Raw genomic sequence first — 24,308 nt, 5'->3', positions numbered from 1 at the left:
GTCCGGGGCCCTCCCGTACAGGCAGGCGGTGCGGCTAGCGCAGCGTGGCGGCGCGGGCCTCGCGGCGGTTGTGCCGGAAGGTGTTGGCCCGGCGGGTCGTCGCGAACAGCGGAATGGTCGCCGCCATGGCGATCTGCAGGGCGCAGCCGGTCTGCAGGAGCAGCTGGCCGCCGGGGGCGTCGAACGCCCAGGCCGCCAGCAGGCCCATCGCCCCGACGATCCAGCTGAGCATCGCCACCGCGAGGACACCCCGCGGCTTGGGGTACTCGACCCGGCTCACCATCAGCCAGGCCACCCCGATGATCGCCAGCAGCGTCGGCACGAACGGCAGCTCCAGCAGGACGATGGACACGACCGTCAGCGCGCCGAAGGGGCTCGGCATGCCCTGGAACATGCCGTCCTTCATCGTCACGCAGCTGAATCTCGCCAGGCGCAGCACCACGGCAAGCAGCACCACGATCGCCGCCAGCGCCGACATCTTCTGGTGCGCGTCGACGGCGACCATGCCGTAGACGAGCACGAAGTACGCGGGCGCCAGCCCGAAGCTGATCAGGTCCGACAGGTTGTCCAGCTCGGCACCCATCGGCGAGCTGCGCAGCTTGCGGGCCACGATGCCGTCGAAGAGGTCGAAGACCGCGGCGAGCAGCATCAGTATCACGGCCGTGGCGGCGCTGCTGCGGGCCATGCCCGACTCGCCGCTGCCGGTGAGGTGCGGGATGAGGATCCCGGTGGTGGTGAAGTACACCGCCATGAATCCGCACGTCGCGTTGCCGAGGGTGAGGGTGTCCGCTATCGACAGCCGCAGCGAAAGCGGCATGTCGTCCTCGGCGGACTCCTCCTCGGCGGACTCCGGAACCCAGCCTGCGGCGGGAGTCTCAGGGTCAGTCACGGTCAATTCGGGTCACCCCCGCGGTGGTGGCCTGACCGACCTCGACCGCGACCTCGACGCCCTCGGGGAGGTAGATGTCGACGCGCGAACCGAAGCGGATCAGACCGATGCGTTCGCCCTGCTCCACCTTGGTGCCGGCCGGCAGGTACGGGACGATGCGGCGGGCGACGGCGCCGGCGATCTGCACCATCTCGATGTCACCGAGCTCGGTGTCGAAGTGCCAGACAACGCGCTCGTTGTTCTCGCTCTCCTTGTTGAACGCCGGGACGAATCCGCCGGGAACGTGCTCCACGGACGTCACCGTGCCCGCGAGGGGCGCGCGGTTGACGTGGACGTTCAGCGGGCTCATGAAGATCGCGACCCGGGTCCGTCCGTCCTTCCACGGCATGATGCTCTGCACCACACCGTCGGCGGGCGAGATGACACGGCCCTGGGCGATCTCACGCTCGGGGTCGCGGAAGAACCACAGCATGCCCGCCGCGAGAGCGGTGGCGGGCACGGCCGCCGCGGCCCAGCGTCCGGACTTGCGGGCCCGGGCGAGGCTGAGTGCCGCGGTGGCGACGGTCGGCAGAAGCCACGGCGATGCTCCGCGCGCGAGGCGTACGCCAAGGAGGCTGTCGCGAGGTGCAGAGGTTTGGCTGTGGGGCATGGATGACCTTCGTAGCGGGTGATTGCCGCGCCGCAAACAGGGGGACGGGACGGCGGCTTTACTGGAATGCTATCGGTTGCACGCAACAACTGGGCAAGCCAGAAGCCGAGTCGATGGCCGTCGGCCAGTGACTGGCAGTTACCCTTCCGCGACGGATCAGTGGATGATCCGTCGCAAAAGGGACTTTCAGCCCTGGAGTCGGTACTCCTCAAGCAGGCGTCGCCCGATGATCATTTTCTGAATCTCGGCGGTACCTTCACCGATCAGCAGCATCGGAGCCTCGCGGTAGAGGCGCTCGATCTCGTACTCCTTGGAGAACCCGTAGCCGCCATGGATACGGAAGGCGTCCTCCACCACCTCCTTGCAGTGCTCGGAGGCGAGGTACTTCGCCATCCCTGCTTCGAGGTCGTTTCGTTCCCCGGAGTCCTTTTTGCGTGCTGCATTGACCATCATGGCATGGGCGGCTTCGACCTTGGTAGCCATCTCGGCCAGCTTGAACTGGATGGCCTGGTGTTCCGCGATCGGCTTGCCGAAAGTGTGACGTTGCTGGGCATACGAGACACCCAGCTCGAACGCACGCTGAGCGACGCCGCAGCCACGGGCCGCCACGTTGACGCGGCCGACCTCGACCCCGTCCATCATTTGGTAAAACCCTCGGCCGGTCTCGCCGCCGAGGACGCGATTGGCCGGAATGCGCAGTCCGTCCATGATGAGCTCGGTCGTGTCGACGCCCTTGTAGCCCATCTTGTCGATCTTGCCCGGGATGGTCAGGCCCGGACGGACCTCGCCGAATCCGGGCTCCTTCTCCACGAGGAAGGTCGTCATCGACTTGTGCGGGGCCGTGCCCTCGGGGTGTCCTTCGTCACTTCGCACGAGGACCGCCACCAGCGTGGAGCTGCCGCCGTTCGTCAGCCACATCTTCTGGCCGTTCAGGACGTACTCGTCGCCGTCCTTCACCGCCTTCGACGTGATGGCCGACACATCGGAGCCGAGCGCCGGCTCGGACATCGAGAACGCGCCCCGGACCTCGCCCAGCGCCATGCGGGGCAGGAAGTGGTCCTTCTGCTCCTGCGTGCCGTGCTGCTTGAGCATGTACGCCACGATGAAGTGCGTGTTGATGATGCCCGAGACGGACATCCAGCCCCGCGCTATCTCCTCGACGCACAGGGCGTAGGTGAGGAGCGACTCACCCAGGCCGCCGTACTCCTCCGGGATCATCAGCCCGAAGAGGCCGAGCTCCTTGAGGCCGTCGACGATCTGCTGCGGGTACTCGTCGCGGTGCTCCAGCTCGGTCGCGACCGGGATGATCTCCTTGTCCACGAATTCGCGGACGGTCTTGAGGATCTCCTGCTGGACGTCGGTCAGGCCGGCGGTCCGGGCGAGACGTGCCATGGCTACTTCCCCTGTTCCTTGAGCTCGGGGCGGCCGGGCTGCTCGCCGCCGCGCTCCTTGATGTACGTCTCGGTCGGGACCATCACCTTGCGCCGGAACACGCAGACGAGGGTGCCGTCCTGCTTGTAGCCCTTGGTCTCGACGTAGACGATGCCGCGGTCGTTCTTCGACTTCGACGGGGTCTTGTCGAGGACCGTGGTCTCGCCGTAGATGGTGTCGCCGTGGAAGGTCGGCGCCACGTGCCGCAGGGACTCGATCTCCAGGTTGGCGATGGCCTTCCCGGAGACGTCCGGCACGGACATGCCCAGCAGCAGCGAGTAGATGTAGTTGCCCACGACGACGTTCTTGCCGAAGTCGGTCGTGTTCTCCGCGTAGTTCACGTCCATGTGGAGCGGGTGGTGGTTCATCGTGAGCAGACAGAAGAGGTGGTCGTCGTACTCGGTGACCGTCTTCCCGGGCCAGTGCCGGTAGACGTCGCCGATGGTGAACTCTTCGTAGGTGCGGCCAAACTGCATGGTGCCCCCTCCGGGGTGCTTGCCCAGGCCCTGCGGGGCCTGGGGCTGGGGATGGGTGCGCCCGACACTGCGGGATCGCCTCAGGCGGTGGGGACCTCGAACTTCGACGTCCTCTGCATGCCGGCGGCGCGGCCCTTGCCCGCGATGACCAGGGCCATCTTGCGGCTGGCCTCGTCGATCATCTCGTCGCCGAGCATCGCCGAGCCCTTCTTGCCGCCGGCCTCCGAGGTGCACCAGTCGTACGCGTCGAGGATCAGCTCGGCGTGGTCGTAGTCCTCCTGCGAGGGCGAGAAGACCTCGTTGGCGGCGTCGACCTGGCCGGGGTGCAGCACCCACTTGCCGTCGAAGCCGAGCGCGGCGGCGCGGCCGGCCACCTCGCGGTAGGCGTCCACGTCGCGGATCTGGAGGAAGGGGCCGTCGATCGCCTGGAGGTTGTGCGTGCGGGCCGCCATCAGGATCCGCATCAGGATGTAGTGGTAGGCGTCCGCGCCGTAGCCGGGCGGCTGCATGCCCACGACCAGGGACTTCATGTTGATCGAGGCCATGAAGTCGGCCGGGCCGAAGATGATGGTCTCCAGCCGGGGGGAGGCGGCGGCGATCTCGTCGACGTTCACCAGGCCCTTGGCGTTCTCGATCTGCGCCTCGATGCCGATCTTGCCGACCTCGAAGCCCATCGTCTTCTCGATCTGGGTCAGGAGGAGGTCGAGGGCCACGACCTGCTGGGCGTCCTGGACCTTCGGCAGCATGATGCAGTCGAGGTTCTGCCCGGCGCCCTCGACGACCGTGATGACGTCGCGGTACGTCCAGTGCGTCGTCCAGTCGTTGACGCGCACGACCCGGGTCTTGCCCGTCCAGTCGCCGTTGTTCAGCGCGTCCACGATCGTGTGGCGGGCGCCTTCCTTGGCGAGTGGCGCGCAGGCGTCCTCCAGGTCGAGGAAGACCTGGTCGGCCGGCAGGCCCTGGGCCTTCTCAAGGAACCGCGGGTTCGAGCCGGGCACCGCGAGGCAGGAGCGACGCGGGCGAAGGCGGTTCACCGGGTGGACTGGCGTGGTCATGCGGGGACCTCCGTGCTTGCAACGATGTCGAGAGGGTGGAGCTTGTTCGCCTTGCGGATCTCATCGACGATACGGCCGATGATCTCCGTGATGCCGAAGTCCTTCGGCGTGAAGACGGCGGCGACTCCCGCCGCCTTGAGCGCCACGGCGTCGGCGTTCGGAATGATGCCCCCGACGATGACGGGGATGTCACCCGCCCCCGCCAGACGGAGGCGTTCGAGGACGTCCGGGACGAGCGCGCTGTGCGAGCCGGACAGGATGGACAGTCCCACGCAGTGCACGTCCTCGGCCAGCGCCGCCGAGGAGATCTCCTCCGGCGTCAGCCGGATGCCCTGGTAGACCACCTCGAAGCCGGCGTCGCGGGCCCGGACCGCGATCTGCTCGGCGCCGTTGGAGTGCCCGTCCAGGCCGGGCTTGCCGACCAGCAGGCGCAGCCGCCCCGAGCCGAGCTCGTCGGCCGTACGGGACACCTTCTCGCGGACCTCGTGCATCGGCGTGCCCGGTTCGGCGGTGACCGCCACCGGGGCCGAGGAGACCCCGGTCGGGGCGCGGAACTCGCCGAAGACCTCGCGGAGCGCACTCGCCCACTCGCCGGTGGTGACACCGGCCCGGGCGCACTCCAGGGTGGCCTCCATCAGGTTCTCGGTGCCGGCCGCGGCCTCCTTGAGGCGCTCCAGGGCCTGCCGGGTGGTGGGGAAGACGAACGGGTCGCCGCCGCCCTGCCGCTCGGAGGACTCCTCGCGCTCGGCGCGCCAGCGGCCGATGCGCTCGACCGTCAGCGCCTCCACCGCCCCGTCCACCGTCATGATGGCGCCGTCCAGGTCGGCGGTGAGCGGGTTCGGCTCGGTCTGCTCGAAGCAGTTCACGCCGACGATCTTGTCCTCGCCGGCCTCGATCCGGGCGCGGCGCTCCGCGTGCGAGGAGACCAGCTGGGACTTCAGGTAGCCGGACTCCACGGCGGCCATCGCGCCGCCCATCTCCTGGATCCGGTCGATCTCGGCCAGGCACTCGGCGACCAGGGACTCGACCTTGGCCTCGATGACGTGGGAGCCGGCGAAGATGTCGTCGTACTCCAGCAGGTCGCTCTCGTGCGCCAGGACCTGCTGGATGCGCAGCGACCACTGCTGGTCCCAGGGCCGCGGCAGGCCCAGCGCCTCGTTCCAGGCCGGCAGCTGCACCGCACGGGCGCGGGCGTCCTTGGAGAGGGTGACCGCCAGCATCTCCAGGACGATCCGCTGGACGTTGTTCTCCGGCTGCGCCTCGGTCAGGCCGAGGGAGTTGACCTGGACGCCGTAGCGGAAGCGGCGCTGCTTGGGGTTCTCGATGCCGTAGCGCTCACGGGTGACCTGGTCCCAGATACGGCCGAAGGCGCGCATCTTGCACATCTCCTCGATGAAGCGGACGCCCGCGTTCACGAAGAAGGAGATACGGGCGACCACCTCGCCGAAGCGCTCCTCGGGCACCTGGCCCGAGTCGCGCACCGAGTCCAGGACGGCGATTGCGGTGGACATCGCGTACGAGATCTCCTGGACCGGGGTGGCCCCGGCCTCCTGCAGGTGGTAGCTGCAGATGTTGATCGGGTTCCACTTCGGGATGTGGTTGACCGTGTACGCGATCATGTCCGTCGTCAGGCGGAGGGACGGCCCGGGCGGGAAGACGTGCGTCCCGCGCGAGAGGTACTCCTTGACGATGTCGTTCTGGGTGGTGCCCTGGAGCTGGGAGATGTCCGCCCCCTGCTCCTCGGCGGCCACCTGGTAGAGCGCCAGCAGCCACATGGCGGTGGCGTTGATCGTCATCGAGGTGTTCATCTGCTCCAGGGGTATGTCCTGGAACAGCCGCCGCATGTCGCCCAGATGGGAGACCGGGACCCCGACCCGGCCCACCTCGCCGCGGGCGAGGATGTGGTCGGGGTCGTAGCCGGTCTGCGTCGGCAGGTCGAACGCGACCGACAGGCCGGTCTGGCCCTTGGCGAGGTTGCGGCGGTACAGCTCGTTGGACGCCTCGGCCGTGGAGTGGCCGGCGTACGTCCGCATGAGCCACGGCCTGTCCTTCTGGCGCTCTGTCATCTCAGGCGATCCTCTGCGGACTTCAGATGTTGCGGAACCGGTTGATGGCGTCGATGTGCTGGGCGCGCAGCTCGTGGTCACGGACGCCGAGGCCCTCCTCGGGAGCCAGCGCCAGGACGCCGACCTTGCCCTGGTGGAGGTTGCGGTGGACGTCGTAGGCGGCCTGGCCGGTTTCCTCCAGGGAGTAGACCTTCGAGAGGGTGGGGTGGATCTTGCCCTTGGCGATCAGGCGGTTGGCCTCCCACGCCTCGCGGTAGTTGGCGAAGTGCGAGCCGATGATCCGCTTGAGCGACATCCACAGGTAGCGGTTGTCGTACTCGTGCATGTAGCCCGAGGTCGAGGCGCAGGTGGTGATCGTGCCGCCCTTGCGGGTGACGTAGACGGAGGCGCCGAAGGTCTCGCGGCCGGGGTGCTCGAAGACGATGTCGATGTCCTCGCCGCCGGTCAGCTCGCGGATGCGCTTGCCGAAGCGCTTCCACTCCTTGGGGTCCTGGGTGTGCTCGTCCTTCCAGAACCGGTAGCCCTCGGCGTTGCGGTCGATGACCGCCTCCGCGCCCATGGCCCGGCAGATGTCGGCCTTCTCGGGGGAGGAGACGACACAGATCGGGTTGGCGCCGCCGGCCAGCGCGAACTGGGTGGCGTAGGAGCCGAGTCCGCCGCTGGCGCCCCAGATCAGGACGTTGTCGCCCTGCTTCATGCCGGCGCCGTTGCGGGAGACCAGCTGGCGGTAGGCGGTGGAGTTGACCAGGCCGGGGGAGGCGGCCTCCTCCCAGCTGAGGTGGTCGGGCTTGGGCATCAGCTGGTTCGACTTGACGAGCGCGATCTCCGCCAGGCCGCCGAAGTTGGTCTCGAAGCCCCAGATGCGCTGCTCGGGGTCGAGCATCGTGTCGTTGTGGCCGTCCGAGGACTCCAGCTCGACCGAGAGGCAGTGCGCGACGACCTCGTCGCCCGGCTTCCAGGCGTTGACGCCGGGGCCGGTGCGCAGCACGACGCCCGCGAGGTCGGAGCCGATGATGTGGTACGGGAGGTCGTGGCGCTTGGTGAGCTCCGAGAGGCGCCCGTAGCGCTCCAGGAAGCTGAAGGTGGACACCGGCTCGAAGATCGAGGTCCACACGGAGTTGTAGTTGACCGAGGAGGCCATGACGGCCACCAGTGCCTCGCCCGGGCCCAGTTCGGGCAGCGGGACCTGGTCGAGGTGGAGGGACTTGCGCGGGTCCTTCTCGCGGGTGGTGAGCCCGTCGAACATCTCCGCCTCGTCCTTGTGCACGGTGATCGCGCGGTACGAGTCGGGGAGCGGCAGGGCGGCGAAGTCGGCGGCCGTAGCGGCCTGCGACTGGATCGCGTCCAGGATGTCCTTCACGGTAGAGCCTCCGGCTAGCGCGGTATGAGGGTGCGCTGAGGGGTACGCAGGTGCGTGGAGCGGGTGTGGTGTGTGCCGTCGGTTCGGCGAAGCGGTGGTGCGGCACGCCTGTGGTGGGGCGTGCGGGGCCTGGTGACGCAGGCATCCGGGGCGCGGTCAGCACCGTGTGGGGCGTGGACCGCGGGGACGTCCGGACGGGATTCAACGTATGGCACCCCGTGTCACCTAGCAAGGCACCGCGTGCCAAAACTTTCTCTCATTTGCCTATTGACCTGCGCAGATGAGCGATGATCGATCAGAGTTACCCGCGAGTAGGGGCAAGCCGGACAAAGCAAACGGCCGCCCCCGTTGCCGGGGGCGGCCGGTGTGACGCGTGTCGCGCGCGCTGCCTTCGCGTGCTGCCTCGGTCGACTACTTGTTGCGGAGTGCCTCTTCGATGGTCCGCATGACCTCGTCCAGCGGGGCGTCCGTACGGGCCACCGCCACCAGCACCTCGCCCTCCGTGCGGACCGCCGCCGGGGCGGCCGGCGCCGCCGGGTTCAGGGTGCGGCCCGCGCCGATGCCCGTACCGAAGGTCTTGCGGACGATCGAGAAGGCGTGGTCCAGCTGCGCCTCCACGTCCCCCTGGCCGCCCGCCCGCAGCCAGCGCCGCAGTACGTGGTTGTGGGCCGTCACCACCGCGGAGGCGGCCACCTCGGCCAGCAGCGGGTCGTCGTTGCCGTCGTGGTGGTCGGTCTCGTCGAAGTGGGCCAGCAGGTAGCGGGTGAACAGCCGCTCGTAGCGGGCGACCGAGGCGATCTCCCGCTCCCGCAGCGCCGGCACCTCGCGGGTCAGCCGGTAGCGCTCCACCGACACCGCCGGCGAGGCGGCGTACATCTTCATGACTTCCTTGATCCCCCGGCACACCGTGTCGAGCGGGTGCTCGTGCGCCGGAGCCACGTCGAGGACGGCCTCGGCGCGGGTCAGGGTGTCGTCGTGGTCGGGGAAGATCGCCTCTTCCTTGGACCGGAAGTGCCGGAAGAAGGTCCGGCGCGCCACCCCGGCGGTCGCGGCGATCTCGTCGACCGTCGTCGCCTCGTACCCCTTGGTCGCGAACAGCTCCATGGCGGCCGCGGCGAGCTCGCGGCGCATCTTGAGCCGCTGGGCGGCGGCCCGGGTGCCGGCCGCACTCTCCGGTGCGTCGGCGGCCGAGGAGGCGCGGGTCGAGGTCTTGGCGGGCTGGGACATAGAGCGAAAGTACTTCATTCGCGCGGGTGAGCGCGCCGGAGGGGGGTGGGACAGGGGTGGATGAGGGGTGGGTGGATGCGGGGGAGGGCAGGCACTGGGCACACAGTGCTCGTCGGGAGGGTTTGCCCGCGGTGAGGGTCCGGCGGGCCCGAGGAGCCCTCCCCACGCATCCGGCTCATGGCCCGGCCGGGGGTTACCGGCGGGCGTACTCACGGAATCCGCGGCCGGTCTTCCGGCCCAGGCAGCCGGCCGCGACCAGGTGCTCCAGCAGCGGGGAGGGGGCCAGGCCCGGGTCGCGGAACTCCTTGTGGAGGACCTTCTCGATGGCCAGCGAGACATCGAGGCCGACCACGTCGAGGAGCTCGAAGGGCCCCATCGGGTAGCCGCCGCCCAGCTTCATCGCCGCGTCGATCTGGTCGAGGCTCGCGTAGTGCTGCTCGACCATCTTGATCGCGTTGTTGAGGTACGGGAACAGCAGCGCGTTCACGATGAAGCCGGCCCGGTCCCCGCAGTCCACCGGGTGCTTGCGCACCTTGAGGCAGATCTCGCGGACCGTGGCGTGCACGTCGTCGGCCGTCAGGACCGTGCGGACCACCTCGACCAGCTTCATCGCCGGCGCCGGGTTGAAGAAGTGCATGCCGATCACGTCCTGCGGGCGCGAGGTCACGCGGGCAACCGCGATCACCGGCAGCGAGGAGGTGGTCGTCGCCAGCACGGCGCCCGGCTTGCAGACCTTGTCCAGGGCCGCGAACAGCTCCTGCTTGACGGCCAGGTCCTCGGCCACCGCCTCCACGGCCAGGTCCACCTCGGCGAAGGCCTCCAGCGAACCGGCCGGGGTGATCAGGTCCAGGGTCCGCGTCGCGGCCTCGTCCGTCAGCCGGCCCTTGGCCACCGCACGGCCGAGCGACTTGCCGATCGCGGCCTTCGCCGCCTCCGCCTTCTCCTGGCTGCGGGCGGCCAGCACCACCGCGAAGCCGGCCTGCGCGAAGACCTGCGCGATGCCGCTCGCCATGGTGCCCGAGCCGGCCACGCCGACCGAGGCGACGGGGCGGCCCGCGCCGAGCAGGGCCCCGTCCGGCGGTGTCTGCAGGTCGCGGACGATCACCGAGCTGCCCGGGGCCTCGTACGTGTAGAAGCCGCGCCCGGACTTCTGCCCGGTCAGCCCGGCCTCGGCGAGCTGCCCGAGGATCGGCGCCGGGGCGTGCAGCCGGTCGCCGGAGGAGGCGTACATGGCCTCCAGGACGGTGCGGGCGGTGTCCACGCCGATCAGGTCGAGCAGCGCGAGCGGGCCCATGGGCAGGCCGCAGCCCAGCCGCATCGCCGCGTCGATGTCCTCGCGGGAGGCGTACTTGGCCTCGTACATCGCGGCGGCCTGGTTGAGGTAGCCGAACAGCAGGCCGTCGGCGACGAAACCGGGGCGGTCGCCGACCGCGACGGGCTCCTTGCCGAGCTCGCGGGCGAGCTCGGTGACCGCCTCGACGGCCGGCGGGGCGGTCAGCACGCTGGAGACGACCTCGACCAGCTGCATCACCGGCGCCGGGTTGAAGAAGTGCAGGCCCAGCACGCGCTCCGGGCGCTGGGACTCGGCGGCGAGCCGGGTCACCGACAGGGCGTTGGTGCCGGTGGCCAGGATCGTGTCCGGGCGGACGATCGCGTCGAGCTCGCGGAACACCTGCTGCTTGAGCTCGTACGACTCCGGCACGACCTCGATGACGAGGTCCGCCTCGGCGGCGGCGGCGAGGTCGCCGTAGGTGCGGAAGCGGGCGAGCACGTCCGCCCGCTCCTGCTCCGTGAGCTGCTCCCGGGTGACGGAGCGGGCGGTGGCCGCGGCGAGGGAGGCCGCGGCCCGGCGGGTGGCGGTCTCGCTGACGTCGATGCCGATGACCTCGCGGCCGGCCCGGGCGAGGACCTCGGCGATGCCGGTGCCCATCGTGCCGAGGCCGACGACGGCGATGGTCTGGAGGGTGGGGTGACTGGACTGACGGTCCATCGAGGGACTCCAGTGGAAGAGGGTGACGACTGGGGGCGCGCGCGCCGCACAGCGCGCACGGATGCCGTGTCCCGGCGCGCGCGGGGCGGGGCGGGAAACCGGTGCGGAGAGAGCCGAGGGGCGGGACCCGGTAGGGGTGGGCCCGGAGGCGGAAGCGGCGGAACCCTGTCCCGGGGTCACGCCGTGAACGTCGTACAGAACCGACTGGCACGAGGCGGCTGCGTCACCAGGCCGTCCCCGTGCGTGTTAGCAGGACAGTAACCCGTCGGTAACTGTCGCGCCAGAGTGCGGAGATGTGACCTGTACCGCCCAAATGTACCGATCATCGATCATCGATCATCAATCGCTTCGAACGGGCCCTGGCGGCGGCCCCGGCCGCCTAGGGTGGCCGCGTGAACGACGTGCTGGAGCGACTGCGGGCGGAAGCCGCCGGCTCGCCGGAGCGTGCGCGGTACGAGGTCCTCCTCGCGGCGGACCCCGACGCGCTGGCGGCCTCCCTGACCTCGGCCGGGCTGCCCCTGTGGGCCCGCGAACTCGCCGCGTACCGGCTGGGACTGGCGGGTGACCGCCGCGCCTTCGAGTCCCTGGTGCTGCTGCTCAACCACCGGGATCCGCCGCGCTGCGCGGCCGCCGCCGAGGCACTGGCCGTCCTCGGCGACCCCCGCACCGCCCGCGCGGCCGCCGCCCTCGCCACCAACGGCCTGCGCACGGCCTACGCCCTCCAGCCCGTCCGGCTGCTCACCGCCCTGCGCGCCCCGGAATCGGCCCCCGCGCTGATGACGACGCTGTCCCGGCTGCTGTCCCCGCACGACCCGTACTGGCGGGTGGCCCTGGCCTGCGTCGAGGGCCTCGGCTCCCTAGGCGACCCCAGGGCCCGCGAGCTCCTCGTCCGCGCCCAGTCCCACCCCCGCCTGGCGGTGGCGGCCACGGCAGCCCTGCGGGCGCTGCCCGGCTAGGGGGCGTTCCGGTCGGCCGGGACGACCGCGAAGGCCTCCACCTCCAGCAGGAGGTCGGGGCGGAACAGCGCCGAGACCTGGACCGCCGAGGAGGCGGGCAGGCGGTCCGCCGGGATCACGGCGTCGCGGGCCGCCCGTACCGCCGGGAGGTGGGCCACGTCCGTGACGAAGTACGTCAGCTTCACGACGTCGTCGAAGCCGGCCCCGGCCGCCGCCAGGCACCGGCGCAGGTTCTCGAACACCTGCCGGGCCTGGGCGGCCGGGTCGCCCTCGCCGACCACCTCGCCCAGCTCGTCGAACGCGCACTGGCCGGAAACGGCGACGAACCGCCCGGTGCCCCAGACGACATGGCTGTATCCGGTACCGGGACTGACGCCCTCCGGGGCGTGGACGCGGGTGAGGTGGCTGCTGCCGGGAGTGGTGGTCATGGGCAGGATCCTGCCCGGTGAAGATCAGCCGCGGAAGCCCAACAGGCCGTGCAGGGCCGCGCCGCCCGCCGAGGGCGGGACCGCGCGGGTCGCCGCGGCCGGCTTGGGGGCCGCCTGCGCGGGGCAGGTCGCGTCCGCGGCCGTCCCCGTCTTCAGGTACGCCGACACCTTCTCGTCCAGGCACTTGTTGCCGCTGAGCGAGATGCCGTGGTTGCCGCCGCCCTCCTCGACCACCAGCGCCGAGCCCTTCAGCTTCTCCCGCATGCTGAGCGCCCCCGCGAACGGGGTCGCGGCGTCCTCGGTCGCCTGGAGGAGGAGGGCCGGGGGCAGGTCCGCGTTGGTCACGTCCGGCGCCTGGAGCGGCTCCGCCGGCCAGAACGCGCACGGGGCGTTGTACCAGGCGTTGTTCCAGGTCATGAAGGGCGCCCGGGCGTGCGTGCGCCACATGTCCGCGCGCCACTGGTCCCAGTCCTTCGGCCAGGCCGAGTCCCGGCACTGCACCGCCGTGTAGACGCTGTAGCCGTTGCCCGCGGAGGGCTCCACCGCGCCGAACCGCTCGTACGCGGCCACCAGCGGCTTCGGGTCCGCCTTCACCGCGTACGCCGCGAAAGCCTCGGCGAGGTTGGGCCAGTAGCCGTTGAAGTAGCCGCCCGGCATGAAGGTGTCCTCCAGCTCGGCCGGGCCCACTTTGCCGCCCGCCGGCGTCTCGCGCAGGGCCTCGCGCATCGCGTACCAGCGCTCCTCGACCTCCGCCGGACCGGTGCCGAGCCGGTAGGTCTCGTCGTGCGCCGCCACCCAGGACAGGAAGGCCTTGTGGCGGGCGTCGAAGGCCAGGTCCTGGGAGAGGTTGTCCTCGTACCAGACCCCGCCCGGGTCGACCACGGAGTCCAGGACCAGCCGGTGCACCCGGCCGGGGTGCAGCTTGGCGTACACCGCGCCCAGGTAGGTCCCGTACGAGTAGCCGAAGTAGCTGATCCGCTCGGTTCCGAGCGCGCCCCGCAGCACCTCGAGGTCGCGGGCGGCCGAGACGGTGTCGATGTGCGGCAGCACGTCCGCGTACTTGGTCCGGCAGGACTCGGCGAAGGAGCGCACCCGCTCCAGGTTGGCCTGCTCGGTGGCTTCGTCGCGCGGTACGGAGTCGGGCCGGACGGGGCTGAAGTGCCCGGCGCCGCAGTCGAGGGCCGGCTCGCTCTTGCCCACGCCCCGCGGGTCGAAGCCGATCACGTCGTACTGGGCGGCCACGTCCTTGGGCAGCGCGGAGGCGACGAACCCGGCCAGGGTGCGGCCGCTGCCGCCCGGCCCGCCCGGGTTGACCAGCAGCGGGCCCTGGGAGGTGGCGGCGGTGTGGGGCACCCGGGTCAGGGCGAGGGTGATCTGCCGGCCGGTGGGCCGGGCGTGGTCGAGGGGGACCTTGAGGGAGGCGCACTGGAGCGTCGGGTAGCGGGGCGTCGCGCAGTTCGTCCAGCGCAGGGCCGCCTTCGACGGCGCCGGGGCGGTCGGGGCGGCCGTGACCGGGCTCGCCAGCGCGGTGGCGGCGACGGCGGTGGAGATCGACAGCAGGACAGCGGCGCGCTTCTTCAAGGGGTGCAGCATGGGGCCTCCCAGCCGAGGGTTCTGGGCGGAATCGTCCCGGAAACCGCGCCTGGAAGACGGGATTGGGCTGCCTATTGGCCCGATGTGATGACCCTTCAGCGGGTCGCGCGCGTCACAGGAGGCTCAGCTGCGTCGGTTCGGCGGGCGCGCCCGCCTCCGGCCGCTCCGGGGTGACGGCCCGGCGGGCCGCGCCCCGGCCGCCGGGACCGATGCCGAATTCGGCGGCCAGCCGGTGGACTTGGCGGGTGATCTGGCGCTGGTACCAGGTGGGCGCGTACGAGCCGCCCGCGTACATCCGCTCGTACCGCTCCACGAGGTGCGGGTGGTGCTCGCCCAGCCAGGCGGTGAACCACTCGCGCGCCCCGGGCCGCAGATGGAGTACGAGGGGTGTCACCGAGGTGGCGCCGGACTCTGCGACGGCGCGGACGGTGTCCCGCAGCTGCTCGGGGGAGTCGCCGAGGAAGGGGATGACCGGGGCCATCAGCACCCCGCACTCGATCCCGGCGTCGGTCAGCGCCCGTACGGCCGCCAGCCGGGCGGCGGGGGAGGGCGTGCCGGGCTCCACGGTCCGCCACAGGGCGGTGTCGGTGAAGCCGACGGAGACGGAGATCCCGACCTCGGCGACCGCGGCGGCCTCCTGGAGGAGGGGGAGGTCGCGCAGGATCAGCGTGCCCTTGGTGAGGATCGAGAAGGGATTGGCGCGGTCGCGCAGCGCCCCGATGATCCCGGGCATCAGCCGGTAGCGGCCCTCGGCGCGCTGGTAGCAGTCGACGTTGGTGCCCATGGCGATGTGCGCGCCGGTCCAGCGGGGCGCCGCGAGCTCGCGGCGCAGCAGCTCGGGGGCGTTGGTCTTGACGACGATCTGGGAGTCGAAGCCGAGGCCCGTGTCGAGGTCGAGATAGCTGTGGGTCTTGCGGGCGAAGCAGTAGACACAGGCGTGGCTGCACCCCCGGTACGGGTTGACCGTCCATTCGAACGGCATGCGCGAGGCGCCGGGCACCCGGTTGACGATCGAACGGGCCCGCACCTCGTGGAAGGTGATCCCCCGGAACTCGGGGGTGTCGAAGGTACGGGTGACGACGGCGTCGGCCCCGAAGAGCGCGGCCGGGCCGGTGGCGCCCTCGGTCAGGTTGTCCCAGCGCATGGGCCTCTCCCTTGGTAGCTCTGCGCCAGAGAATAGAACAAACGTTCCCATGATCGTGCGCGACGGGGACCCGCGGCTCACGCCCGACCCGGATTTGGGCAGCCGCCCCGGAGGTGGTTGGCTTCGCCGTGACGAGCGAACACAACTGGAGGAACAGCTATGGCGCAGGTCGAGGCCACCACGGAGCGGATCATCGCGGCCGACGCGGAGACCGTGTTCGACGCGCTGGCGGACTACGCCGGGACCCGGCAGAAGCTCCTGCCCGAGCACTTCAGCGAGTACGAGGTGCGCGAGGGCGGCGACGGCGAGGGGACGCTGGTGCACTGGAAGCTCCAGGCCACCAGCAAGCGCGTGCGGGACTGCCTGCTGGAGGTGACCGAGCCCACCGACGGCCAGCTGGTCGAGAAGGACCGCAACTCCTCCATGGTCACCACCTGGGTGGTCACCCCGGCCGGCGAGGGCAAGTCCAGGGCCGTCGTCACCACCGTCTGGAACGGCGCCGGCGGCATCGGCGGCTTCTTCGAGCGCACCTTCGCGCCCAAGGGCCTCGGCCGGATCTACGACACCGTGCTGGCCAAGCTGGCCGACGAAGTCGAGGCCTGAGCCCGGTCGTTGACGGTGGGGCCGGGCACGCGGCCTCACCGGATCGGGTGAACCGGCGGACCCGGCAGCGAGGTCCTGCGGGGCGTGGCCCCGGGCCCGCAGGGGGCCGGACGGCTAGGGTGGGGCCCTGCGCGTGCCGACCGCCCGTGGCGCGCGCCACCGACCGCCCGGGGGCCCGATGAAGATCCTCATCTCCGCCGACATGGAAGGCGCCACCGGCGTCACCTGGCCCGCAGACGTGCTGCCGGGGACCCCGCAGTGGGAGCGCTGCCGGTCGATGTTCACCTCCGACGTCAACGCCGCCGTCCTCGGCTTCTACGACGGCGGCGCCGACCGGGTCCTCGTCAACGAGGCCCACATGACCATGCGCAACCTGCTGCTTGAGCGGCTCGACGCCCGCGTCGAGATGCTCACCGGCCGCCACAAGACGCTCTCCATGGTCGAGGGCGTCCAGCACGGGGACGTCGACGGCATCGCCTTCGTCGGCTACCACACGGGGGCCGGCTCCGAAGGGGTCCTCGCCCACACCTACCTCGCCAACTCCATCACCGGCGTCTGGGTCAACGGGGTCCGCGCCAGCGAGGGGCTGCTCAACGCCCACGTCGTCGCCGAGTTCGGGGTCCCCGTCATCCTGGTCACGGGCGACGACCTGACCTGCGTCGACGCCGAGGGCTACGCTCCCGACGCGGTGACCGTCGCCGTGAAGGACCACGTCTCGCGCTACGCCGCCGTGTGCCGGACCCCCGCCCGCACCGCCGCCGACATCCGGGCCGCGGCCAAGGAGGCCACCGCCCTGGCGGTCCGCCGCGATCCCGTGCACCGCGGTCCCTTCACCGTGGAGCTGGAGTTCGACGCCGAGCACCTGGCCCTGGCCGCCACCCTCGTCCCGGGCACGGAGCGGTCCGGGGAGCGCAGGGTCTCGTACGGCTGCGACACCATGTACGAGGGGATCCGGACGTTCAAGGCGGTTACGACGGTCGTCTCGGCGGCCGTGGAGGAGCAGTATGGCTGACATGCACACCGTGACAACCGAGGCCCCGGCCGACAACCCGGCCGACACCGTGGACGCGACCGCCCTCGACGAGGTCGTCCGGTTCACCTCGGACCTCATCAGGATCGACACCACCAACCGGGGCGGCGGCGACTGCCGCGAGCGCCCCGCCGCCGAGTACGCCGCCGAACGCCTCGCCGCCGCAGGCCTGGAGCCGGTACTGCTGGAACGCACCCCCGGCCGCACCAACGTCGTCGCCCGCATCGAGGGCACCGACCGCGACGCCGAGGCGCTGCTCGTCCACGGGCACCTCGACGTGGTCCCGGCCGAAGCCGCAGACTGGAGCGTCGACCCCTTCTCCGGGGAGGTCCGCGACGGCGTGGTCTGGGGCCGCGGCGCCGTCGACATGAAGGACATGGACGCGATGGTGCTCGCCGTCGTACGGGCCTGGGCGCGCGCGGGGGTGAAGCCCCGCCGGGACATCGTGATCGCCTTCACCGCCGACGAGGAGGACAGCGCGGTCGACGGCTCCGGCTTCCTCGCCGACCACCACCCCCACCTCTTCGAGGGCTGTACGGAGGGCATCAGCGAATCCGGCGCCTTCACCGTGCACACCGGCCCCGGCCGGACCCTCTACCCCATCGCCGCCGGCGAACGCGGCACCGCCTGGCTGAAGCTGACCGCGCACGGCACCGCCGGCCACGGCTCCAAGCCCAACAAGGCCAACGCGGTCAGCCGCCTCGCCGCCGCCGTGGCCCGGATCGGGGAGTACGACTGGCCGGTCCGGCTCACCGACACCGTCACCGCCTGCATCACCGAACTCGCCGCCATCCACGGCATGTCCGTCGACCCGCGCGCCCCCGGCTTCGACCTCGACGCGGTCCTCGCCGAACTCGGCCCGGCCGCCGTCCTCGTCGAGGCGACCGTGCGCAACAGCGCCAACCCCACCATGCTCAACGCCGGTTACAAGCTGAACGTGATCCCCGGCCAGGCCACCGCCTACGTGGACGGCCGGATGCTGCCGGGCGGCGAGGCCGAGTTCATCGCCACCCTCGACGAACTCACCGGCCCGGACGTGCACTGGGAGTTCCACCACAGGGAGGTGGCCCTCCAGGCCCCCGTGGACGGGCGGACGTACGCGATCCTGCGCGAGTCCGTCGAGCGGTTCGACCCGGACGGCCACGTGGTGCCCTTCTGCATGGCGGGCGGCACCGACGCCAAGCAGTTCTCCCGCCTCGGCGTCACCGGCTACGGCTTCTCCCCCCTGAAGCTGCCGCCCGGCTTCGACTACTGGGCCCTCTTCCACGGCGTGGACGAGCGGGTCCCCGTCGAGGCGCTGCACTTCGGCGTCCGCGTCCTCGACCACGCCCTGCGCACGCTGTGAGCGGGGCCCGGTGATGGCGGCGGTGACCGTGCCCTACGGAGGCTGGCCCTCGCCCATCGGCGCGGGGCTCGCCGCCTCCCTCGACGGGCGCCCCGAGTACGTCGGCACGGTCGGCCCCGAGGTGTGGTGGACCGAGCCCCGGCCGCAGGAGGGCGGCCGCCGGGCCCTGGTGCGCCGCCCGGCCGGCGGGGGCCCGGGGCGCACCGTGCTGCCCGAGCCCTGGAACGTCCGCAGCCGGCTCACCGAGTACGGCGGCAGCCCCTGGGCCGGAGCCGAACGGGCCGCCGGCGGGCCCCTGGTGGTCTTCGTCCACTTCGCCGACCAGCGGCTCTACGCCTACGAGCCCGACGCGCCCGGCGCCCCGGGACCGCGCCCCCTCACCCCCCTCTCCGCCGTCGGCGGCGGGCTGCGCTGGGCCGACCCGGTGCTGCGCGGCGCCGAAGTCTGGTGCGTACTGGAGGAGTTCACCGGACCGGCGCCGACCGATGTGCGCCGCGTCCTGGCCGCCGTACCGCTCGACGGCTCGGCGGCCGAAGACCGCTCTGTCGTACGGGAGTTGACGGACGACCGGCACCGGTTCAGCACGGGCCCGCGGATCTCCCCCGACGGGCGGCAGGCCGCCTGGCTGGTGTGGGACCACCCCCGGATGCCCTGGGACGGCACCGAACTCGTGCTGGCCGGGATCACCGCGGACGGGACCCTCACCGCGCCGCGCACCGTGCTCGGCGGCCCCGACGAGGCCGTCGCCCAGGTGGAGTGGACGGCCGGCGGAACCCTCCTCGCGGTGAGCGACCGCAGCGGCTGGTGGAACCCGTACCGGGTGGACCCGGAGACGGGCGCGGCCGTCAACCTGTGCCCCCGGGAAGAGGAGTTCGGCGGCCCGCTGTGGAAGCCGGGGCTGCGCTGGCTCGCCCCGCTCCCCGACGGGCTCGTCGCCGTCCTGCACGGCCAGGGCTCTTCGGTGCTCGGCGTCCTCGACCCCGAGACCGGGGACCTCGTCGACGCCGCGGGGCCGTGGACCGCCTGGCAGCCGACCCTCGCGGTCAGCGGGACCCGCGTCTACGGCGTCGCCGCCAGCCCGCGCAGCGCGTACGAGCTGGTCGAGCTGGACACCGCGAGCGGGCACGCCCGGGTGGTCGGCGCGCAGGGCGTGGACCCGGTGGACCCGGCCCACTACCCGGAACCCCAGAGCCGCACCTTCCTCGGCCCCGACGACCGGGAGATCCACGCCCACGTCTACCCCCCGCACCACCCGGCCGTACGGGCCGCCGCCGACGAGCTGCCGCCGTACGTGGTGTGGGCGCACGGCGGCCCCACCGACCACGTGCCGCCCGTACTCGACCTGCACATCGCCTACTTCACCTCCCGCGGCATCGGCGTGGTCGAGGTGAACTACGGCGGCTCCACCGGATACGGCCGCGCCTACCGGGAGCGGCTGCGCGAACAGTGGGGCGTGGTGGACGTGGAGGACTGCGCGGCGGTGGCCCGGGCGCTGGCCGCCGAGGGCACCGCCGACCCGGCCCGGCTCGCCATCCGCGGCGGCAGCGCGGGCGGCTGGACGGCGGCGGCCTCGCTGGCCGCCACCGACCTCTACGCCTGCGCGGCGATCATCTATCCGGTGCTGGACCTGCTCGGCTTCGCCGAGGAGACCCACGACCTGGAATCCCGCTACGTCGACGCCCTGGCGGGGCCGCCTCAGGTCCTGGCCGTACGCTGCCGGGAGCGCTCGCCGGTGGCCCGCGCCGACCGGATCACGGCGCCGTTCGTCCTGCTCCAGGGGCTGGACGACGCGGTCTGCCCGCCGGCCCAGGCGGAGCGCTTCCTGGCCGCGATGCGGGGCCGGTCCGTACCGCACGCGTACGTGGCCTTCGAGGGCGAGGGCCACGGCTTCCGGCGCGCGGAGACGATGGTCCGGGCGCTGGAAGCGGAACTCTCCCTTTACACCCAGGTCTTCGGGATCGAGCGTACGGACGTGCCCCGGCTGGACCTGGAGGTCTGAGCGGGATCAGGCGCCGGCGGCGACCTGCGGGCGCCCGGCGCGCAGGCTCCACCACACGGAGCCGAACAGCAGCGCGCCCGGGACGATGCCCGCGACCACCGCGATGACGGCGGGGGAGGAGCCGAGGGCGGCCAGGACCAGGCCCGCGGCGCCGCACGCGGACATCGCGGCCGCCAGCAGCCGTACCGATGCCATGCGCCAGACGGCCGCCAGGCCGAAGAAGTGCAGGCCGACGACGAGGGCGATCCAGCCGACCGCGGCCTGCGGGGTGTGCAGCAGGCGGGCGATGACGAAGAGGCCGGCCGCCAGCAGGACTACCTCGGCGGCCACCACGTAGCGGTAGCCCCGCCCGAAGGTCCTCGGCGCCCCGGCGGCGGCGCCCTCGGGCACGCGGGCCCGGCGCAGCGCGTTGCACAGCCAGAGGAACACTGCGATCGCCAGCACGCGCAGGGGCATGCCCGCGGCCGGGGGCAGGGCGCCGGCGTTGGCCTGCACGAAGACGAGTCCGAATATGGCGCCGATGAGGCGAGCCGTCTGGTTCGATGTCACGGCGCCAGTCTCACCGAAGTCGATCACACCGCAAAAACACCGCCGGCCTCAGCGGGAAGGCTCAGGTGCGCAGCCAGACCCGCAGCGGGCCGAGGTCGGTGAACCCGTTGCGGAGGGCGGCGTCCAGGTCGTCGCCGTGCTCGTAGCCCACGACGGGCAGGCCCGGCCAGCGGGCCGCGATCCCGCTCAGGGCACCGGCCCAGGCGGCGTCGGCATCCGCGTCGTCGTGCGCGAAGAGGTTGGAGACGCCGACGACGGAGCCGGTGCGGTTCGCGACCGCCCCGGCCACGATCCGGTCCCCGGCGCGGCCCGCGAGGAAGACGATGTCCCGACCGCTGCCCGCGCCGGTGTCCCCGTCCGTGTTCCCGCCCGTGTTCCCGCCCGTGTTCCCGCGGCTGTCGCCGCCGAGCAGGGCCGGATGGAACAGCCCGGTGCTCTCCTCGCCGTCCCACGCGGCCTCCCACGCCTCCAGTTCCCCGGCCGTGGCCACCTCGGACCACTCCAGGCGCGACGGGGCCGCCGCCGGGGCCGGGTGGTGGATCCACCGGGCCTCGAACAGCACCTCGAAGCCCGCCGGGACCAGGTCGAGCACGGCGAAGCTGTCCTTCACCGAGCAGCCGCCGGGGGAGCCGGTGTCGATCCCCGCCAGCAGCGCCTCCGCCGAGGCCTCGGGGGTGAGGGTCACCGCGTCCGGGTACAGCGGCGGGGTCCGGTGCGCGCTCGTCCACGCGCCGGGGCTGAACGCGCCGCCCGGGCCGTGGCCCCGGCAGACCGCGTCGCACCATTCGGCGTTGTTGCGCGCCGCTGCGAGCAGGAGTTCCCGGGTGTCGTCGTCGATGATCACACCGGGGATCGTGCCACACCTCCTAGCCTGGGCGGATGACCTTTTCCCCGTACATCGGCCAGGGCGCGCGGGTCGGCCTGCGGCCCTTCCGGCTCGCCGACGGCCCCGAGTTCACCGCCCGCGCCCACGAGAGCCGCGAACTCCACCACCCGTGGCTCTTCCCGCCCGTCACCGTCGAGGAGTACGAGCCCTACGCGACCCGGCTCATCGGGGACGCGGCCCGGGCCGGGTTCCTCGTGTGCGAGCGGGAGACCGGGGCCATCGCCGGCTTCGTCAACGTCAACAACATCGTGCACGGGGCCTTCCGCTGCGGGGCCCTCGGCTACGGGGCCTTCGCGCACGCCGCCGGGCGCGGGCTGCTGCGCGAGGCCCTCGGCCTGGTCCTCGCGCACGCCTTCGCCCCGTCCGCGGAGGGCGGCCTCGGGCTGCACCGCCTGGAGGCCAACGTCCAGCCGGGCAACACCGCCTCGATCGCCCTGGTGCGCGGCGCCGGCTTCCGGCTGGAGGGGTTCTCCCCGGACTTCCTGTACGTCGACGGGGCCTGGCGCGACCACGAACGCTGGGCGGTCACCGCCGATATGCCCCGCCCGTAGCACGTACGGGCTTTGCGTAATCCTGACCGGTGGTGATCCGCGGAACCCCTGTGCACCGGCCGTCGTGGCGTGTTCCATTTCCCTCATGGCCACCACCGTCCGACGCGCCGTACTGACCCTTCCCGCCGCCCCGTTGGGGCCCGACAACCCGCTGCCCGCCCTGCGCTCGCCCGACGGGGTGCACGAACTCGACGAGCGGGCGCGCGACGGGCTGCCGCGCGACATGGCGCGGCAGATCGGCTACGAGCCGCTGCGCTCGCTGCTGCCCGTCCGCATCCGCGACGGGTACGGACGGCAGCGCACGGAGCGGGAGTTCGAGTCGGTCGTCATCGAGAACGACCACCTGCGGGTCACCGTGCTGCCGGGGCTGGGCGGGCGCGTGCACTCCCTCGTCCACCTGCCCACCGGGCGCGAACTGCTCTACCGCAACCCGGTGTTCCAGCCCGCCAACTTCGCCCTGAACGGCGCCTGGTTCTCCGGCGGCATCGAGTGGAACACCGGCGCGACCGGGCACACCACCCTGTCCTGCGCCCCCCTGCACGCCGCGCTCGTGCCCGCCCCGGACGGCGGGGTGATGGTGCGGCTGTGGGAGTGGGAGCGGCTGCGCGACCTGCCCTTCCAGGTGGACCTGTGGCTGCCCGAGGACTCGGAGTTTCTCTACGTCGGCGTGCGCGTGCGCAATCCGCACGAGCGGCCCGCGCCCGTGTACTGGTGGTCCAACATCGCCGTCCCCGAGGACGCGGGCAGCCGCGTCCTGGCCCCCGCCGACGAGGCCTGGCACTTCGGCTACGAGCGCTCGCTGCGCCGCATCCCCGTGCCGGAGTGGGAGGGCGCCGACCGCACGTACCCGCCGCGCAGCGAGTATCCGGCCGACTACTTCTACGAGGTCCGCGACGGGGTCCGGCCCTGGATCGCCTCACTGGACGCGGCCGGGCAGGGGCTCGTCCAGACCTCCACGCGGCTGCTGCGCGGGCGCAAGCTGTTCGTGTGGGGCGCGGGCGGCGGCGGCCGGCGCTGGCAGGAGTGGCTCACCGAGCCCGGCACCGGCGGCTACGCGGAGATCCAGGCCGGGCTGGCCCGGACCCAGCTGGAGCACGTACGGCTGGACGCCGGGGCGGAGTTCAGCTGGCTGGAGGCCTACGGTCCGCTGGCCGCGGACCCGGGAGCGGTGCACGGCGCCGACTGGGCGGCTGCCCGGGGCGCCGCGGAGGACGCCCTGGAGCGGGCGCTGCCCGCCGAGCGGGTGGACGCGGCGTACGGGGCGTGGCGCGGCTGCGCCGACACCGAGCCGGGGGAGCGGCTGGCGGCCGGCTCGGGCTGGGGGGCGCTGGAGGTGCTGTGCGGGGGCTTCAAGCTTCCGGGCACCCCCTTCGGGGAATCCACGCTCGGCGAGGAGCAGGAGCCGTGGCTGGAGCTGTGGCGCACGGGCGTCTTCCCGGCGCCGCGCCGGGTGGCGCCGCCGGGGCCGAGCCTGGTCGCGGCGCACTGGCGGGACATGCTGGAGACGGCGCCGGCGGAACCGCTGACGGAGTACCACCTCGGGGTGGCCCAGTGGCACGCGGGCGACGTCGCACAGGCGGTACGGAGCTGGGAGCGCGGGCTGGCGCTGGCCCCGTCACGGTGGCCGCTGCTGCGGTGCCTGGCGGCGGCGGACGAACTGGCCGGTGATCCGGCGCGGGCGGCCGACGGCTTCGCGGCGGCCTTCGACGACCTGTTGGCGGAGAGCCGGGGCGGCGAGGCGTGGACGGCGGCGGAATCCGCGCTGGGCCGGGAGGCGATGACGGCCCTGCTGGCCGCCGGCCGCCTCCCGGAGGCCCGCCGCGTCTGGGACCGGCTGCGGCCCGCCCTGCGGGAACAGGGCCGCTTCCGGCTGCTGGCGGCCCGGCTACTGGCCGCGGAGGGCCATGTGGCCGCGGCCCGCCGGGTCTTCGAGGACGGTTTCGCCCTCCCGGACCTCCGGGAGGGCGAAGAGGTCCTGGCGGAGGTCTGGTCGACCCTCACCGACCGCCCCCTGCCACCGCGCTACGACTTCCGCATGCGCCCGCCGGGTTAGGGGGCGGGCGCGGGCCGCGGCGCGGGAC

Annotated in this window: 21 protein-coding genes; 7 read left to right on the top strand and 14 right to left on the bottom strand. The window is 72.3% G+C overall.

The features are described 5' to 3' along the window. Positions 1 to 34: 34 nt before the first annotated feature. From pssA to ACFTXQ_RS14935, 9 genes are all read right to left on the bottom strand, one after another. A complete protein-coding gene (gene pssA / locus ACFTXQ_RS14975) occupies positions 35 to 817 on the bottom strand; it encodes a CDP-diacylglycerol--serine O-phosphatidyltransferase (protein ID WP_382640521.1) in 783 nt (260 codons plus the stop codon). A gap of 64 nt (positions 818 to 881) precedes the next feature. Further along, positions 882 to 1,538 (bottom strand): phosphatidylserine decarboxylase, encoded by a 657-nt coding sequence (locus tag ACFTXQ_RS14970; protein WP_179176697.1) that lies wholly within the window; start codon positions 1,536 to 1,538, stop codon positions 882 to 884. Positions 1,539 to 1,724: 186 nt separating this feature from the next. Then, positions 1,725 to 2,930, bottom strand: a complete 1,206-nt coding sequence (locus tag ACFTXQ_RS14965) for an acyl-CoA dehydrogenase family protein (RefSeq protein ID WP_382640504.1) — start codon at positions 2,928 to 2,930, stop codon at positions 1,725 to 1,727. A 2-nt stretch (positions 2,931 to 2,932) separates the two neighbouring features. Then, complete coding sequence (locus ACFTXQ_RS14960) at positions 2,933 to 3,445, bottom strand: MaoC family dehydratase (RefSeq protein WP_382640502.1); 513 nt, start codon at positions 3,443 to 3,445, stop codon at positions 2,933 to 2,935. An 80-nt stretch (positions 3,446 to 3,525) separates the two neighbouring features. Next, positions 3,526 to 4,500 carry an HpcH/HpaI aldolase/citrate lyase family protein gene (locus tag ACFTXQ_RS14955; protein WP_382640500.1) on the bottom strand — a complete coding sequence of 325 codons (975 nt, stop codon included), beginning with the start codon at positions 4,498 to 4,500 and terminating at the stop codon, positions 3,526 to 3,528. Then, positions 4,497 to 6,566: a protein meaA gene (locus ACFTXQ_RS14950; protein WP_382640497.1), complete on the bottom strand. Its 2,070-nt coding sequence runs from the start codon at positions 6,564 to 6,566 to the stop codon at positions 4,497 to 4,499. Before ACFTXQ_RS14950 ends, ACFTXQ_RS14955 begins: the two co-directional genes overlap by 4 nt. A 22-nt stretch (positions 6,567 to 6,588) precedes the next feature. Next, positions 6,589 to 7,926 (bottom strand): crotonyl-CoA carboxylase/reductase, encoded by a 1,338-nt coding sequence (gene ccrA, locus ACFTXQ_RS14945; RefSeq protein ID WP_382640496.1) that lies wholly within the window; start codon positions 7,924 to 7,926, stop codon positions 6,589 to 6,591. A 411-nt stretch (positions 7,927 to 8,337) separates the two neighbouring features. After that, the gene (locus ACFTXQ_RS14940; protein ID WP_382640493.1) at positions 8,338 to 9,153 is read right to left on the bottom strand and encodes a TetR family transcriptional regulator; all 816 of its coding nucleotides are present in this window, start codon (positions 9,151 to 9,153) and stop codon (positions 8,338 to 8,340) included. Between the two features lie 193 nt (positions 9,154 to 9,346). Then, on the bottom strand, positions 9,347 to 11,143 hold the full coding sequence (locus tag ACFTXQ_RS14935) for a 3-hydroxyacyl-CoA dehydrogenase family protein (protein WP_382640490.1): 1,797 nt from the start codon (positions 11,141 to 11,143) through the stop codon (positions 9,347 to 9,349). Positions 11,144 to 11,535: 392 nt separating this feature from the next. On the opposite strand from ACFTXQ_RS14935, the gene ACFTXQ_RS14930 reads away from it, so the two are divergent. Further along, positions 11,536 to 12,099, top strand: a complete 564-nt coding sequence (locus ACFTXQ_RS14930) for an adenylosuccinate lyase (RefSeq protein ID WP_382640487.1) — start codon at positions 11,536 to 11,538, stop codon at positions 12,097 to 12,099. Here the strand turns inward: ACFTXQ_RS14930 and ACFTXQ_RS14925 are convergent. The 3 genes from ACFTXQ_RS14925 to ACFTXQ_RS14915 form a co-directional block, all read right to left on the bottom strand. Continuing rightward, the gene (locus ACFTXQ_RS14925) at positions 12,096 to 12,527 is read right to left on the bottom strand and encodes a RidA family protein (protein ID WP_382640484.1); all 432 of its coding nucleotides are present in this window, start codon (positions 12,525 to 12,527) and stop codon (positions 12,096 to 12,098) included. The two genes, ACFTXQ_RS14930 and ACFTXQ_RS14925, sit on opposite strands and share 4 nt — an antisense overlap. A 24-nt stretch (positions 12,528 to 12,551) precedes the next feature. Continuing rightward, positions 12,552 to 14,120: an alpha/beta hydrolase gene (locus ACFTXQ_RS14920; protein WP_382640481.1), complete on the bottom strand. Its 1,569-nt coding sequence runs from the start codon at positions 14,118 to 14,120 to the stop codon at positions 12,552 to 12,554. Positions 14,121 to 14,232: 112 nt separating this feature from the next. After that, complete coding sequence (locus ACFTXQ_RS14915; RefSeq protein ID WP_382640478.1) at positions 14,233 to 15,264, bottom strand: Rv2578c family radical SAM protein; 1,032 nt, start codon at positions 15,262 to 15,264, stop codon at positions 14,233 to 14,235. Between the two features lie 159 nt (positions 15,265 to 15,423). Between ACFTXQ_RS14915 and ACFTXQ_RS14910 the strand changes: the two genes are divergently transcribed. From ACFTXQ_RS14910 to ACFTXQ_RS14895, 4 genes are all read left to right on the top strand, one after another. After that, on the top strand, positions 15,424 to 15,867 hold the full coding sequence (locus ACFTXQ_RS14910; protein WP_382640475.1) for an SRPBCC family protein: 444 nt from the start codon (positions 15,424 to 15,426) through the stop codon (positions 15,865 to 15,867). Between the two features lie 178 nt (positions 15,868 to 16,045). Then, on the top strand, positions 16,046 to 16,879 hold the full coding sequence (locus ACFTXQ_RS14905; RefSeq protein ID WP_382640473.1) for a M55 family metallopeptidase: 834 nt from the start codon (positions 16,046 to 16,048) through the stop codon (positions 16,877 to 16,879). 1 nt (position 16,880) lies between these two features. Next, positions 16,881 to 18,242, top strand: coding sequence for a M20/M25/M40 family metallo-hydrolase (locus tag ACFTXQ_RS14900; protein WP_382640470.1), 1,362 nt, complete (start codon positions 16,881 to 16,883; stop codon positions 18,240 to 18,242). Positions 18,243 to 18,255: 13 nt separating this feature from the next. Next, positions 18,256 to 20,241, top strand: coding sequence for a prolyl oligopeptidase family serine peptidase (locus ACFTXQ_RS14895; protein WP_382640467.1), 1,986 nt, complete (start codon positions 18,256 to 18,258; stop codon positions 20,239 to 20,241). A 6-nt stretch (positions 20,242 to 20,247) separates the two neighbouring features. Here the strand turns inward: ACFTXQ_RS14895 and ACFTXQ_RS14890 are convergent, their stop codons facing one another. Together ACFTXQ_RS14890 and ACFTXQ_RS14885 are read right to left on the bottom strand one after the other, a co-directional pair. Further along, positions 20,248 to 20,790 carry a hypothetical protein gene (locus tag ACFTXQ_RS14890; RefSeq protein WP_382640465.1) on the bottom strand — a complete coding sequence of 181 codons (543 nt, stop codon included), beginning with the start codon at positions 20,788 to 20,790 and terminating at the stop codon, positions 20,248 to 20,250. A gap of 61 nt (positions 20,791 to 20,851) precedes the next feature. After that, positions 20,852 to 21,634: a hypothetical protein gene (locus ACFTXQ_RS14885; RefSeq protein ID WP_382640463.1), complete on the bottom strand. Its 783-nt coding sequence runs from the start codon at positions 21,632 to 21,634 to the stop codon at positions 20,852 to 20,854. A 35-nt stretch (positions 21,635 to 21,669) separates the two neighbouring features. On the opposite strand from ACFTXQ_RS14885, the gene ACFTXQ_RS14880 reads away from it, so the two are divergent. Then, a complete protein-coding gene (locus ACFTXQ_RS14880; RefSeq protein ID WP_382640461.1) occupies positions 21,670 to 22,227 on the top strand; it encodes a GNAT family N-acetyltransferase in 558 nt (185 codons plus the stop codon). A gap of 85 nt (positions 22,228 to 22,312) precedes the next feature. Beyond that, entirely contained in the window at positions 22,313 to 24,280 is a 1,968-nt protein-coding gene (locus tag ACFTXQ_RS14875) for a DUF5107 domain-containing protein (protein WP_382640458.1), read from the top strand. Positions 24,281 to 24,308 lie beyond the last annotated feature (28 nt).

Origin of the sequence: Streptomyces sp. NPDC057010 (assembly GCF_042673805.1) — a bacterium.
Lineage (GTDB): Bacteria > Actinomycetota > Actinomycetes > Streptomycetales > Streptomycetaceae > Streptomyces.
The sequence above is the reverse complement of the archived record's forward strand: the minus strand, read 5'-3'. Positions and strand labels throughout refer to the sequence as shown.

Bases quoted from the DNA above. Each gene is read 5' to 3' on its own strand.
- pssA (WP_382640521.1), bottom strand. From the start codon at position 817: ATGCCGCTTTCGCTGCGGCTGTCGATAGCGGACACCCTCACCCTCGGC.
- ACFTXQ_RS14970 (WP_179176697.1), bottom strand. From the start codon at position 1,538: ATGCCCCACAGCCAAACCTCTGCACCTCGCGACAGCCTCCTTGGCGTA.
- ACFTXQ_RS14965 (WP_382640504.1), bottom strand. From the start codon at position 2,930: ATGGCACGTCTCGCCCGGACCGCCGGCCTGACCGACGTCCAGCAGGAG.
- ACFTXQ_RS14960 (WP_382640502.1), bottom strand. From the start codon at position 3,445: ATGCAGTTTGGCCGCACCTACGAAGAGTTCACCATCGGCGACGTCTAC.
- ACFTXQ_RS14955 (WP_382640500.1), bottom strand. From the start codon at position 4,500: ATGACCACGCCAGTCCACCCGGTGAACCGCCTTCGCCCGCGTCGCTCC.
- ACFTXQ_RS14950 (WP_382640497.1), bottom strand. From the start codon at position 6,566: ATGACAGAGCGCCAGAAGGACAGGCCGTGGCTCATGCGGACGTACGCC.
- ACFTXQ_RS14940 (WP_382640493.1), bottom strand. From the start codon at position 9,153: ATGTCCCAGCCCGCCAAGACCTCGACCCGCGCCTCCTCGGCCGCCGAC.
- ACFTXQ_RS14935 (WP_382640490.1), bottom strand. From the start codon at position 11,143: ATGGACCGTCAGTCCAGTCACCCCACCCTCCAGACCATCGCCGTCGTC.
- ACFTXQ_RS14925 (WP_382640484.1), bottom strand. From the start codon at position 12,527: ATGACCACCACTCCCGGCAGCAGCCACCTCACCCGCGTCCACGCCCCG.
- ACFTXQ_RS14920 (WP_382640481.1), bottom strand. From the start codon at position 14,120: ATGCTGCACCCCTTGAAGAAGCGCGCCGCTGTCCTGCTGTCGATCTCC.
- ACFTXQ_RS14915 (WP_382640478.1), bottom strand. From the start codon at position 15,264: ATGCGCTGGGACAACCTGACCGAGGGCGCCACCGGCCCGGCCGCGCTC.
- ACFTXQ_RS14910 (WP_382640475.1), top strand. From the start codon at position 15,424: ATGGCGCAGGTCGAGGCCACCACGGAGCGGATCATCGCGGCCGACGCG.
- ACFTXQ_RS14905 (WP_382640473.1), top strand. From the start codon at position 16,046: ATGAAGATCCTCATCTCCGCCGACATGGAAGGCGCCACCGGCGTCACC.
- ACFTXQ_RS14900 (WP_382640470.1), top strand. From the start codon at position 16,881: ATGCACACCGTGACAACCGAGGCCCCGGCCGACAACCCGGCCGACACC.
- ACFTXQ_RS14895 (WP_382640467.1), top strand. From the start codon at position 18,256: ATGGCGGCGGTGACCGTGCCCTACGGAGGCTGGCCCTCGCCCATCGGC.
- ACFTXQ_RS14880 (WP_382640461.1), top strand. From the start codon at position 21,670: ATGACCTTTTCCCCGTACATCGGCCAGGGCGCGCGGGTCGGCCTGCGG.
- ACFTXQ_RS14875 (WP_382640458.1), top strand. From the start codon at position 22,313: ATGGCCACCACCGTCCGACGCGCCGTACTGACCCTTCCCGCCGCCCCG.